The sequence below is a fragment of the Streptococcus oralis ATCC 49296 genome (assembly GCF_000185265.1).
Classification (GTDB): domain Bacteria; phylum Bacillota; class Bacilli; order Lactobacillales; family Streptococcaceae; genus Streptococcus; species Streptococcus oralis_BC.
Genome location: NZ_GL622183.1, coordinates 943,030 through 955,795, shown reverse-complemented (window position 1 = coordinate 955,795; position 12,766 = coordinate 943,030). Strand labels below are relative to the sequence as shown.

General features: G+C 43.1%; 16 protein-coding genes. 1 reads left to right on the top strand and 15 read right to left on the bottom strand.

The annotated features are described in order from the left end of the window. Positions 1 to 43: 43 nt before the first annotated feature. The 15 genes from rpoZ to HMPREF8578_RS06835 form a co-directional block, all read right to left on the bottom strand. The gene (rpoZ, locus tag HMPREF8578_RS06905) at positions 44 to 358 is read right to left on the bottom strand and encodes a DNA-directed RNA polymerase subunit omega (protein ID WP_002875802.1); all 315 of its coding nucleotides are present in this window, start codon (positions 356 to 358) and stop codon (positions 44 to 46) included. Positions 359 to 382: 24 nt separating this feature from the next. Beyond that, a complete protein-coding gene (gene gmk, locus HMPREF8578_RS06900) occupies positions 383 to 1,009 on the bottom strand; it encodes a guanylate kinase (RefSeq protein ID WP_000775041.1) in 627 nt (208 codons plus the stop codon). Positions 1,010 to 1,143: 134 nt separating this feature from the next. Next, positions 1,144 to 2,757 (bottom strand): ribonuclease Y, encoded by a 1,614-nt coding sequence (locus HMPREF8578_RS06895; protein WP_000404962.1) that lies wholly within the window; start codon positions 2,755 to 2,757, stop codon positions 1,144 to 1,146. Between the two features lie 203 nt (positions 2,758 to 2,960). Further along, positions 2,961 to 4,058: a nucleotidyltransferase gene (locus HMPREF8578_RS06890; protein ID WP_000156365.1), complete on the bottom strand. Its 1,098-nt coding sequence runs from the start codon at positions 4,056 to 4,058 to the stop codon at positions 2,961 to 2,963. A gap of 14 nt (positions 4,059 to 4,072) precedes the next feature. Beyond that, the gene (locus HMPREF8578_RS06885) at positions 4,073 to 4,465 is read right to left on the bottom strand and encodes a hypothetical protein (RefSeq protein ID WP_000252454.1); all 393 of its coding nucleotides are present in this window, start codon (positions 4,463 to 4,465) and stop codon (positions 4,073 to 4,075) included. 9 nt (positions 4,466 to 4,474) lie between these two features. Beyond that, positions 4,475 to 5,215, bottom strand: coding sequence for a class I SAM-dependent DNA methyltransferase (locus tag HMPREF8578_RS06880; RefSeq protein ID WP_025168821.1), 741 nt, complete (start codon positions 5,213 to 5,215; stop codon positions 4,475 to 4,477). Between the two features lie 321 nt (positions 5,216 to 5,536). Beyond that, a complete protein-coding gene (gene rsfS / locus HMPREF8578_RS06875) occupies positions 5,537 to 5,890 on the bottom strand; it encodes a ribosome silencing factor (protein ID WP_001003007.1) in 354 nt (117 codons plus the stop codon). A 12-nt stretch (positions 5,891 to 5,902) separates the two neighbouring features. Further along, positions 5,903 to 6,403, bottom strand: a complete 501-nt coding sequence (locus HMPREF8578_RS06870; RefSeq protein WP_000844690.1) for a cysteine hydrolase family protein — start codon at positions 6,401 to 6,403, stop codon at positions 5,903 to 5,905. Then, positions 6,404 to 6,997 (bottom strand): bis(5'-nucleosyl)-tetraphosphatase (symmetrical) YqeK, encoded by a 594-nt coding sequence (gene yqeK / locus HMPREF8578_RS06865; RefSeq protein ID WP_000331234.1) that lies wholly within the window; start codon positions 6,995 to 6,997, stop codon positions 6,404 to 6,406. Further along, positions 6,997 to 7,626 carry a nicotinate-nucleotide adenylyltransferase gene (locus tag HMPREF8578_RS06860; protein WP_000963695.1) on the bottom strand — a complete coding sequence of 210 codons (630 nt, stop codon included), beginning with the start codon at positions 7,624 to 7,626 and terminating at the stop codon, positions 6,997 to 6,999. Before HMPREF8578_RS06860 ends, yqeK begins: the two co-directional genes overlap by 1 nt. A gap of 51 nt (positions 7,627 to 7,677) precedes the next feature. Next, positions 7,678 to 7,989, bottom strand: coding sequence for a ribosome assembly RNA-binding protein YhbY (gene yhbY / locus HMPREF8578_RS06855; protein ID WP_000060169.1), 312 nt, complete (start codon positions 7,987 to 7,989; stop codon positions 7,678 to 7,680). 214 nt (positions 7,990 to 8,203) lie between these two features. Beyond that, a complete protein-coding gene (gene yqeH, locus HMPREF8578_RS06850) occupies positions 8,204 to 9,310 on the bottom strand; it encodes a ribosome biogenesis GTPase YqeH (RefSeq protein WP_000391186.1) in 1,107 nt (368 codons plus the stop codon). A gap of 2 nt (positions 9,311 to 9,312) precedes the next feature. Next, the gene (locus HMPREF8578_RS06845; protein WP_000963732.1) at positions 9,313 to 9,840 is read right to left on the bottom strand and encodes a YqeG family HAD IIIA-type phosphatase; all 528 of its coding nucleotides are present in this window, start codon (positions 9,838 to 9,840) and stop codon (positions 9,313 to 9,315) included. Between the two features lie 17 nt (positions 9,841 to 9,857). Further along, positions 9,858 to 10,766: a magnesium transporter CorA family protein gene (locus tag HMPREF8578_RS06840; RefSeq protein WP_000899715.1), complete on the bottom strand. Its 909-nt coding sequence runs from the start codon at positions 10,764 to 10,766 to the stop codon at positions 9,858 to 9,860. 57 nt (positions 10,767 to 10,823) lie between these two features. Then, entirely contained in the window at positions 10,824 to 11,384 is a 561-nt protein-coding gene (locus tag HMPREF8578_RS06835; RefSeq protein ID WP_001150570.1) for a mechanosensitive ion channel family protein, read from the bottom strand. Positions 11,385 to 11,533: 149 nt separating this feature from the next. Between HMPREF8578_RS06835 and sstT the strand changes: the two genes are divergently transcribed. Further along, positions 11,534 to 12,745: a serine/threonine transporter SstT gene (sstT, locus tag HMPREF8578_RS06830; protein ID WP_000821328.1), complete on the top strand. Its 1,212-nt coding sequence runs from the start codon at positions 11,534 to 11,536 to the stop codon at positions 12,743 to 12,745. The last annotated feature ends 21 nt before the right edge of the window (positions 12,746 to 12,766 follow it).

Sequence of the window (12,766 nt, the reverse complement as noted above, 5' to 3'; positions counted from 1 at the left end):
TACATTCTTGTAATAGAAAAAATAAGATTGAGTCCCCCCAACCTTAAATTTTTTCACCATCTTCTTTTTCTTTAGCAATTTGCTCTTTGATTTTCTTTTCTTCTTCTTCTCTGCGGCGTTTTTCTTCTTCGATACGGAGACGAACTGCTTCACGTTTTCCTTCTGGATCTGGGTGAATGGTTACATTTCCAGACTCGATTTCTTCTAAAGCACGAAGAGTTGATTTTTCAGACTTAAACTCTTGAGTCGCTGGTGCGCCTGCTTCTAGTTCGTGGGCACGTTTTGCTTCCAAGATTACGAGTGAATATTTTGATGGTACCTTGTCCAGCAAGGTATCAATAGAGGGCTTTAACATCATTTGCTTGTACCTGTTTCCTATAGTTTATCGAGTAGTTGGAGATTTTGGCAACATCTCCTGGTAGTGACCAATAACACGGTCCACACGGAAGTGTTCTGCTTCGATCACACGCTTGACACGTTCAGCAGCGAGGGGCACCTGATCGTTAACAATGGCATAATCATACTCACGCATGAGAGCAATTTCTTCCTTGGCTTTTTCGATTCGTTGGGCAATCACTTCCGCACTATCTGTTCCACGACCTACCAAACGATCTTGCAATTCATCCAAATCTGGTGGCGTTAGAAAGATAAAGACAGCGTCTGGAACCTTTTTCTTAACCTGAAGGGCTCCTTGCACTTCAATCTCAAGAAAGACATCGATTCCCTTGTCCAAAGTTTCATTGACATAGGTCAAAGGAGTTCCATAGTAGTTACCGACATATTCTGCATATTCCAACATCTGACCTTGACGGATCAGCTCTTCAAACTCTTCACGAGTACGGAAGAAATAGTCCACTCCGTCCACTTCACCAGGACGTTGCGCACGCGTCGTCATCGATACAGAGTATTGAAATTGATTCTCAGAACTCTCAAAAATCTCTCTTCTAACCGTCCCTTTCCCAACTCCTGAAGGACCAGAAAAAACGATTAGCAAGCCTCGGTCTGCCATTATGTCTCCTTTAGTTAGTCTGTGAAATAAAGTAAAATTTCTCTCGGATACTGATGATAGCGTCAGTTATCCTTCTACAGTCTTTCTATCTAGTGTAACAAAAAAGCAGTAATTTTTCAACTGCTCTTTCTTATTTATTTAGCATAATCTACTGCACGAAGTTCGCGGATCACGGTTACCTTGATATTTCCTGGGTAATCGAGATTATTTTCAATTTTCTCACGAACTTTGTGAGCCAAGATTGTGACTTTGTCGTCTTTGATTTGTCCTGGATTAACCATGATACGGATTTCACGTCCTGCTTGAAGGGCAAAACTATTTTGCACTCCTTCAAAGCCATTGGCGATTTCTTCCAAATCATGGAGACGCTTGATGTAGCTTTCAAGAGATTCACTACGAGCACCTGGACGCGCTGCACTCAAGGCATCTGCTGCAGCAACGATCACTGCAATGACGCTTTCGGCTTCCACTTCGCCGTGGTGGCTAGCAATGGTATTCACCACAACTGGGTGTTCCTTGTACTTGCGTGCCAACTCTGTACCAATCTCAACGTGGCTACCTTCAACCTCGCGGTCAATAGCTTTCCCGATGTCGTGAAGGAATCCAGCACGACGGGCAAGAGCTGCATTTTCACCAAGTTCACTGGCGATGATACCAGATAACTTAGCAACCTCAATCGAATGACGCAAGACATTTTGTCCATATGAAGTACGGAACTGTAAGCGTCCCATGATCTTCATCAAGTCTGGATGGAGGTTTGGCGCACCAATCTCGTAGGCAGCAGCCTCACCGTATTCACGGATTTTATTGTCAATCTCTTGACGGTTTTTCTCCACCAACTCCTCGATACGAGCTGGGTGGATACGGCCATCCTTGAGCAACATTTCCATGGTCATACGAGCAATTTCACGACGAATCGGATCAAATCCTGACAAGGTTACCACTTCTGGCGTGTCGTCAATGATGACATCAACCCCTGTCAAACTTTCAAAGGTACGAATATTGCGTCCTTCACGACCGATAATGCGTCCCTTCATGGTATCGTCTGGTAGGTGAACTATAGAGTTTGTTGACTCCGCTACATACTCACCAGCGATACGCTGCATAGCCTGAACCAAGATATCTTTCGCAATCTTGTCTGAACGTTCCTTCACTTCTTGCTCAGCCTCACGAATGCGGCTAGCAATTTCCTTAGTCAAGTTTTCCTCTGTCTGAGCCAAGATAATATCTCGAGCCTCAGTTTGGGAAAGGGAACTGATACGTTCAAGTTCAGCTTCTTTTTGTCTTTCGACTTCCTCTAATTGCTCTTCACGTGCATCAAGGTTTTTTGCTCTATCAGAAATACTTTGTTCTTTTTGTTCAAGTGTTTTTTCTTTGTTCGTCAAATTGTCGTCTTTGCGGTCAAGGCTCGTAGCTCTCTCCGTCAAACGACTTTCAATTTGCTTGAGCTCCTGACGTTCTGACTTAAATTCAGCGTCCACTTCTTCACGGTATTTTCTGGCTTCCTCTTTGGCCTCCAATAGTGCTTCTTTTTTAAGAGACTTGCTTTCGCTCTTGGCTTCATTTAGTAATAAATCCGCTTCGCGCTCAGCTTGTCCTCGTAAATTAGTTGCTTCTTGTTCAGCATTTAGAAGCATCAACTCTGCAGCCTCTTGAGATGATTTCATCTTAGCTGAGATGCTGACATATCCAATGACTAAACCAATGATGACGGCAAAAACAGCAATCGCAAGTGTCATGATTTCCATGTTTTTACCTCATTAAATTTGTTTATCGAATGACATACATTCCTTAATATTCTATCATAAAAAACCGATTTTCACAAACCCAAATTGAAGAGTTTTGTGTGAATTTTAGGAGAAAGTTCTGAAATCACAAAACAAACTTTCTAACTCTTAAAAATGACATTTTCATTAAAACATACAATAAAAAAGCCTACCTTTCAGTAGACTTAGTTTAATTCTATTTTGATAGGCACTCTGCCAAAATTCTGCTCTGCGATGCTTGGGTATCCTAGTTGGTAAATCTGGTCTGCCTTTTGAGTCATAGCATCCCAAGGTTCTTTGCCAATTCGGCTGACTAGATGGACCTGCTCTTTCAGTGACTTGAGATGTTGTCTGCCTTTTTCAGTAAAGCCAAGAACATGGATAGCTTCTGGCAAGTCGCTTTCTCTGGCCTGCACCAAAATATAAGTCAAGAGGCGTCTGACACGCGCCTTGGTATAACGCTTGGTCGCAACTGCCTCGACCAATTCGTCAACAGACTGGGCTGTTTTGATAGCTTCCTTGATGCGCACAGCCATTTCTTGATTGACCTGATAGATCGTTGTTAGGTCTGGATTTGACAAAATTTGATAGCGGAGCAAGGGAAAATAGTCATCCCAGCTCACCTTACTGGTCTGCTCAAAGAGGGCAACAGAAGGCATAAAGCGTTCTAAGAAATCTTGGTCTGATTGATGCTGACGGAGGGCTGTTGCCGAGGCAAAGTCCACATCCTTATCCACAGAATGATAACCAGCCCCCTGACGCTGAATCGGGTGGAGTTTGATTCTACGTCCCGCAACCGCCTTGGCATAGGCCAAAGCTAGAACATGATTGGGCGTCTTGCCTGAAAAATCTAGACCTGCAAATTCCTTCCACATGGCTTGGGTTTTCTGAGGATAGGAGAGGGAATCAGGCAGATTTTCCACAAATTTCTCCATCTCAGTGCCTTGCTCCGTGTATAGATCAGCAATTTCCTGGTAATCCAGAACTTCCTCTGTCCCGAAAGCGAGAGTATCAATACCCAAGCGAGCCAAGATATCCACAGCTCCTTGGCCAAAGAAATCTGCCGCCTGAACACTAACTAAAAAGGGCAATTCCACTACCAGATCCGCTCCATTTTCCAGTGCCATGTGAGCCCGTGTCCACTTGTCCACAATAGCAGGCTCTCCACGCTGCATGAAATTCCCAGACATGGCAACGATTTTCAATCCCTTCTCCTGATCCAGCAGGTATTTATGCCCATTATGAAAAGGATTAAACTCCGCGATAATACCTGTGATGGTCATAATGTTCTCCCATTCTAATGACGAAATCTACGATACCGCTCAGGCAATCTTCCTCTCCAGTTAAGCCATTGTTTTTCTCCTACTGGAAGGATTTCTGCCAGTTGTTCATTACTATAATTTTTTTGCAACTCAGGATAAGCTATCAACATAGTTGGCCTATGGCATCCAGCAACTGTCATTGGCCATGTTCCATACATCAGCGTATGTCGGATATCATCCTCCGATTTTATTTCATTTACTAACATATCAAAAAGTTTCTTAGACATATCGTAAACGACTAACTCTGAAAATACGGTTCCTTCTTCCTGAACATAGAAGTATTGTCCATCTTTCTCCCAAAGCGTTCCATTTTGACGAATACGATTAAACTGCGAAACTTCTTCCCAAGAATATTTTGATCGAACCATATCCATCTCCTACTTCTGCGCGACGAAAAACCAACGGGTGCTGGTTTCTGTCGGCTCCTTGTCCTCAAAGTCCGCATAGAGTTTGAAGGACTTGAAACCAGCCTGTTCCAGCAAAATATCATAGGTCAAGACTTCGTATGTTCGCTCCTCATGCACTTCATCGTGACGACTAAAGGAACCGTCAGCCTCCTTGATAAAGAAAGTCAACTCATGCACGATGGAGTGAGGAGCTTCGTCCTCATAGGTATCCCAAAGCATGGCGAAGTTCTCTGCATTTTCATGGTAGGAATAGCCTGGAAAAACCTCATCTGTCTGGTAGGTCGAATGCACATCAAAGATGAAAACTCCGTCTTCATTGAGGGCATTATACACTTCCTTAAAGACGTCTCCTACCTCTACCTCATCCTGCATGTAGCAGATAGAGTCCGAGTAACAAGTCACAAAATCATATTGACCAGCCTTGGATAAATCCAGCATATTACCTTCAATAAAATCAATCTTTTGCTTGGCTGAAGTAGCTCTCTTCTCCGCAATCTTCAACATATCCGCGCTCAAGTCAAGTCCTGTCACATCAAAACCAGCCTGAGAAAAGCGGACAGACTGGATACCCGTCCCACAAGCCAATTCTAAGAGTTTCTTTCTCTCCTTAGTCTTAGGCAAATGACGGAGGGAAAAATCCGTCCATTTATCGTATAAACTATCGTCCATCACAGCATCGTAAACAGCCGCAAAGGTTTCATAAGTCGCCATATTCATGATACCAAGTCCGCCCGTAATCGGAATGAAAATTAGGAGCTTGACGATGGAGCCAAGCTCCAAGGAAGGCTATCTATTTTCCGACGATTACAGGACGGGTTCAAATCCTTTCTAAGATACAAAGAGCGTTAAAAGCAAGGAGAAAATAGGAAACTTTCTGCTGTATCGTCAAATACAAAGGAAGTTACTCTTTTTCTCGTAGCTTTTAGCTCGTGTTCAGTTTCGAGATGAACAAAACACGACGCCCTCACCTTTCTATCCATTTTTTTCTAAAATAAGCAAATAAACCCAGTTGACTGCAACTGAGTTCATCTACTAGGCCAAGGCTTCAGAAATATCTACAGACTCCGCCTCATGCCACAGTTTTTCTAGGTTATAGTGGGCACGCATTTCTTCTGAGAAGATATGCACAACGACACCGCCGAGGTCCAACAAAACCCAACCTCCCGCTGCATCGCCTTCAACATGGCTACCTTTAAAGCCAGCTTCAGCTACTTTTTCACGGATATTGTCAGCGATAGCGTCCAACTGACGGCTATTCATCGAGCTCGTGATGACAAAGTAGTCCGTCACGCTGGTCAAATCTTGTACATCAAGTGCGAGAATATCCTCCGCACGTTTCTCATCAGCCGCTTTCACGACTAGTTCTAGTAATTCTTTTTCGTTCATTTAGTCCTCTTTTTAGAAAATATGTTTGTAGTCTAGGACATCTGCAAAGCGCTCATCCCAAATGTCCTCATAAAATTCATTGAGCGTTGCTGCTGGGATATCCTCTCCATTAAAAGTCGTAACAGCACCTTCTGGAATAATCAGCTTATAGCCATATTCAAAGGCAACCTTGACAGAAGTATCCACACAATATTCTGTCTGCATACCACATAAAACTAATTTTTCAATTCCCTGTTTATCCAAATATTCTTTTAAGCCAGTTTCTTTGAAAATACTATTATACTTCTTCTGAAAGACCTTTTCATCAGGTTTTCGATTCAAAAGCGCAGATAACTGCCAATCTTCTGATGTTTGGGCTTCAGGGTTCTCAATATGTTGAACATAGATAATTTCTATATTCTTGCTTCTAGCTTGGTTTTGTAAATAAGAAATTTTTTCCAATAGCCTTTCTGTCTTAAAACCTGTTTCCACTAAAATATTTTGTACATCAATAATGATAAAAGCCGTCTTCATTTAGTCCTCTTTCAAATAGTGCACAAAGGCGTTATAGGTTTCAAGGGTTTGGGGATAGATGGGAAATCCCTGATGAGCTAAATGCTCCACGGTACGAGCTGTCTCATAAGCCACTGCCTTATTGAGTGACAAACTTGCAATCTCACGCGCCTGGTCCACTCCAGGGAAGGCACGATTGTGCTCGATGTAGTCTGCTACATAGATGACCTTGTCTAAGTCCGTCATCTGACCAGCCCCGACTGTATGGATTTCAATAGCTCGCAGGATTTCAGAGTTTTGCAAGTTCAAATCTTCCTTGATTTTGTAGATGCCGACCATGCCATGCCAGACATTATTGCCCCAGTTTTTGAGGTCAGGGTCTAGCTGGTAACGGTCAATCAAATCCAGAAATTCCTGATCTGACAACTTTTTAGCATAATCATGAAGAAGGCCTGCTAGACCAGCTTTCTCGGTATCGACTCCAAATCTCTCCGCTAGCTCTATAGCTGCACGCTCTACACCCAGACAATGGGTCAAACGTTTTTCAGGTAGAAGCTCTGCCATTCTTTCCAACAAAGCCTCTCGGGAGCAGTTGATATAGTCTTGATAGGCCATCAGTAGAGCCCCTCCTTCTCGATGTAGTCTAGCACTGGCTGAGGTAGGAGAAAGTTGGGTTTCCGACCTTGGGCAATGAAGTCACGTACCATGCTGGAGGAAATATCCATGAGAGGCACATCCACCCAGATGACTGGATAAGAAGTCCCTGCCTTGTAGCGTGGGCGCTGAACCCCCACAAACTGAACCATATCAACCAGTTCATCAATCCGATACCACTTGGGCAGGTAGTCCACCATATCAGCTCCGATAATAAAGTAATAATCCGTATCTGGATGTTGCTCTGTCAAAATCTTCATAGTGTCGTAGGTGTAGGAAATCCCCTTGCGCTCTAGCTCAATGGTTTCAATAGCTAGGCCTTCGATCCCCTCAATCGCCAATTCAAGCATCTTGAGACGGTGGTGTTCAGGGATGGTTTCTTTTTTGTCTACATGAGGTGGCTGATATTCAGGCATGAGTAGGACCTGGTCCAGTCCTAACTGTTGTCGTACTTGGTCCGCCACAACAAGATGGGCATGGTGAACAGGGTTAAAATTCCCCCCTAGAATCCCGACTTGTTTGCGCTTTTTCTCCTTGATTTCTGGCTCCAACTCTACCTTGGTAAAGGGAGTCAATAATTCGATTGCCATAGGCTCGTCTTCCTTTAATTCTCTGTAAAAACAGTTGTTTGGAGTAAGTGTTTAGATTTCTTTAACTTTCTTAGAAATCTTGCGATTTTCTTTCTTGCTGGATTGTTTAAACAAGATCAAGATGCGTCCGATTTTTTGGACAGTATCCACACCAATTTCTTCTTCCAAGATTTCAGCTACTTCATGGATGTTTTCATCTGTGTTTTGCAAGAGAGTAACCTTGATCAATTCACGTGCGTCAAGAGCTTGACGGACGCTGGTCTTGATTTGGTCGTTGAGACCATTTTTTCCAATTTGAATGATAGGTTTGAGGGTGTGTGCCTGGCTGTTGAGGAAGGCACGTTGTTTCGATGTTAATGACATAATTTCTTTAAAAGAGTTTCTTTTTATACTTTTCTAAAGTGGTGACGGACGTCAGCAAAGTCCTTCGGACTTTCATGACTAAAATTTGAGCCTAAGGTCTCAAATTTTCCGCAATTGGTACAATCACTTGTACCAACTGACACCACGGCGAAAAGTATTATCCATGGGGCTCGCAATGCTCGCCATAATAAAGACAACCCTTTCCTTTCTGTGTTTAAATAATGGCTTTTCGTGTGACAACTGCGACGCCTTCTGGTGCCCAGACAGCGACTTTTGCGCTTCCTGTTACACGGATCCAGCCTAGTCCTGAGATGACTAGGTCTGTTTTGTCCTTGATAGTAAATACATGCTGGACTAGTTTTGGAAAATCTTCTTTTTCCTTGCTATTTGGTGGTGTCAGAAGGGTTCCGAGGTGCTTGTCGTAGAAAGCACTAGCGCTTTCAAGCTTAGTACGATGCAATTTGAGTTCATTGTCAAAGAAGGCTGTAAAACCTTGCTTTTCTCCTGCAATGAAGTCAAATCGGCCCAAACCTCCTAAAAATAGAGTTTGCTCAGGGTTAAGCTGATAGGTTTTGGGCTTGATTTCCTTTTTAGGGCTGACATACTTGAGGTTTTTAGCTGTCAAGTAGTGGGCCATCTGGTGGCGGTGGATGATTCCCGGCGTATCGTAGATATAAGATCCGTCATCAAGTGGGATCTCAATCTTGTCCAAGGTTGTCCCAGGAAAGCGTGAAGTCGTGATGACATTTTGGTCACCCGTGATTTCTTGGATAATAGCGTTGATAAGGGTTGACTTTCCAACGTTAGTTACACCAACTACATAGACATCGCGTCCCTTACGATAATGCTCAATCTTATCAATGACTTCCTTAATGGCATGCTTGTTTTGGGCTGATGTCAGAACGACATCTACTGGACGAAGTCCTTCCTCGTGGGCACGTTCCATCAGCCATTGGCTAATCTTACCTGGTTTAACAGACTTAGGCAGGATATCTTTTTTATTTCCGACCAAGAGGACATCATTGCCTGATACAAAACGTGGCAAGCCTGGGATGACAGAGCCATTAAAGTCAAAGATATCAATGACATTGACCACCAAGGCATCACTGTCTCCCACCTCGTGCAAGAGTTTGAGGAAATCATCGTCCGTCAACTGGACATCTGTAATTTCATTGTAATGACGGAGACGGAAACAGCGTTGGCAATAGACTTCGCCTGTCTCCAACCCTTTTTCAAGTGCTGACTGGGGGGTGAAACCAAGACCAGCCTTGTCTGTCGTCTGAATGGTTGCTCCACAACCAATACAGAGAATTTCTTCCATAGTTAAATTCCTTTTTTATATGTAATCGGTCCGTACTTTTCAGTGATTTTTCGCATAACACGGCGCTCGCGAGCCCGGTTAATCTGCGTTTTGATGGAGTCGTGTTGGACCAAGGGTTTGACCAAGATCGAGCGAATACCTGCACGGTGTGCTGCTCGTATATCTGTCATAAGTTGGTCGCCGACCATGACCACTTCATTTTTCTCATAGTGGAATTCCTTCATGGCACGGTCAATCCCAAATGTAAAGGGCTTCAAGGCCCAATAAACGTAGTCAATTCCAAATTTCTCAACTGCACGTTGGACCCGTTTTTTGGTGTTATTTGAGACCACGATGATGCGAATGCCTGCGTCCCGAAGGTCATGTAGCCATTGCTTCATCTCTGGCGTCCCATCAGGGTTGTTCCAAGCAATGAGGGTATTATCCAGATCGACCAAAACAGCCTTGATACCATGCGCTTGCAGGCTTGGGACTGTCAGATCATAAACTGCTTCCACAGCAAAATCTGGCATATAATTTTCAATCGCCATTCTGGCTCCTTTTCTTTTTAATTTCTAGCAATATTCTTTAAATATTGGGCTAAGACTACCCATAAAATGAGACTAGCTATCAAAATATAAATCCAAGCATTTGGTTCATCTGCAAACGGTAAGGGAACATTCATTCCGAAGAATCCTGTAATAACCGCAAGGATAGCTAGTAAGACTGAGATAATTGTCAAAGTTGTCAAATTATCATTTAGATTATTATTTAGGATGTTGTTGTAAGAGGCTGAGAGTTGTTGCAAAACTTGAGAAATCAAGTCTGTCATCGAAACCAACTGGTGCGCTTCAATCATGGCATCGTCAAACTGCTCTCTTTCTACCTCATTAAAATTGCGATAAAGAGCATGCCCTTGGATGTGTTCCAAGAGGAGACGATTTTGTTTGGCAGCTGCTGTCAGGTAAACCATACCAGTTTCCAAGTCAGAGAGGGCAAAAAGATTTTTTTTAGTTGTTTTTTGACGAAGAAGTGCACTGATTTCATCCTTACTTTTATCCATCTCTTCAATCACTGGATAGTAAGCATTGCTAATAATCTCTAAACTGGCAAAAAGAAATTTGTAGATTGAAACAACTTCATGGCTTTCAAGGTAGGTTGCCATTCGTTTAATCACATAACTATTCTTGTGATTGCTAATTGTGATCAGCCGTTGTTTTTCAACGATAAAGGTCATCGGAATCGCTTCATAATATTCTTTGTCTTTTTCTAAGTCAAGAACATTATAAATGAAGGTTACCGTTCCCGTTTCACGGTGATAGTCCATGTGAGCACGCTCATTTCTATCCAGAGCATACTCGATGGTTTCCTTGTCCAATCCATAGACATCCGAAAGGTCTTCCATGTTTTTAATCTTGTCCACATCAAGGTCTATCCAGGTACAATCGTGACCTAATTTTTTCTCTACAAATAGCATACTCTCTCCTTTACCAAACTCCTTCTATTGTACCACAAATCTGCTAAAATAGCCGGCCTATTCAGTACGAGATAGATTGCTGACGACGGTGATATTGCGATTGGGAACAAAGTGAAGGGCTTGATCGTCACCTCGCAGTTGCGTTGTACGGATCCCTACGCTAACGACCTTTCCAGAAACGGTAATCGGTCCATTTGTGAGAACGACTTCATCACCCACATCAAGCTGGCGTTCAAAAAGGATGAAGAAGCCATTAATGACATCGGATAGAAAGCCTTGCGCCCCCATACCAATGGCCACCCCAGCAATCCCCGCACCGGCAAGGAGGCTAGAAACTGGCAAACCTAAAATAGACAGGATGCAATAGAGCAAGAAGAAATAAAGAATGTAGTTAAAGACATTCTCTAGCAAACGAGAAATGGTTTTTTGTCTTCCCGCATCTCGATTGGAAAATTTAAGCGAGGGCTTGACAATCTTTCGTACAGTTGCATGAAGCATCTTTTTTACTATATAAAATAGCAAAAACAAAATCAAAAGAGAAATCACCTTGGTCAAGAGATTCTCTAATATGGTTGTTAAATCAAGTTTATCAAAATAGCGTTGAAAAAAATCTTGCATATAAAACTCCTTTTTCCTATTATACCATAAAATCGTCCTTCTCTTTTCTTTCATAATTATTCAATTATTGTTCCTATTTTCAAAATTTCACTTGCCTCTATAGCATATTTATACTATAATTATAAACAATACATTTGAAGGAGACTGCTATGAAACGAATCATTAGAGCCTGGACCAAGGCAAGCCTCATCAAACGAATCCTTATTGGAATGATTTTGGGAGCTACATTAGGGATGCTCTTTCCAAACCTTACAGGAATTGGCCTACTTGGAGACCTCTTTGTAGGCGGACTGAAAGCCATCGCTCCTATTTTAGTTTTTGCCCTTGTTGCCAATGCCCTTTCCCAACACCAAAAGGGGCAAAACACCAATATGAAGACTGTTATTTTCCTATACTTGCTTGGAACCTTTGCTGCTGCGTTGGTAGCCGTTCTAGCTAGTTTCTTACTTCCTGTGCAAATCACCCTGACTAGTGCAAATACAGAAGTTGCTGCTCCTGACGGTATCGGCCAAGTCCTCAGCAACCTCTTGCTTAAACTGGTGGACAATCCCTTGAATGCCATTGTTGAAGCCAACTATATCGGGATTCTCTCTTGGGCAGTCATCTTTGGCTTAGCTATGAGAGAGGCAAGTAAACACAGTAAAGAATTACTGAGAACCATGGCAGATGTCACCTCTAAAATCGTGGAATGGATTATCAACCTAGCTCCCTTTGGGATTTTAGGCTTGGTTTTCAAGACCATCTCTGACAAGGGCATTGCCAGTCTGACCAACTACGGTGTCCTCCTAGGACTCTTGATTGCTACCATGGCCTTTGTCGCTCTCATCATCAACCCGCTCATCGCCTTTCTCTTTATGAGGAAAAATCCCTATCCCCTTGTTTTGAAATGTCTACGTGTCAGTGGTATTACAGCCTTCTTCACTCGTAGCTCTGCTGCAAATATCCCTGTCAATATGAAACTCTGCCAAGATTTGGGACTGAATCCTGACACCTACTCTGTCTCCATCCCGCTTGGTTCAACCATCAACATGGCTGGCGCTGCTGTTACCATAAATGTCCTAACCCTGGCTGCCGTCAATACACTCGGAATCTCGGTAGACTTTGGGACAGCATTTGTACTCAGTGTCGTGGCTGCCATTTCTGCCTGCGGGGCCTCTGGAATCGCTGGGGGATCCCTTCTCCTCATTCCTGTCGCTTGTAGCCTCTTTGGGATTTCCAACGACTTGGCTATGCAGGTTGTCGGAGTCGGTTTTGTGATTGGGGTTGTGCAAGACTCCTGCGAAACAGCTCTGAACTCTTCAACAGATGTCCTCTTTACAGCGGTTGCCGAGTATGCTACAAACCGAAAACTTCGTCCCTAGTCTCTAACTCCTCGTTAAACA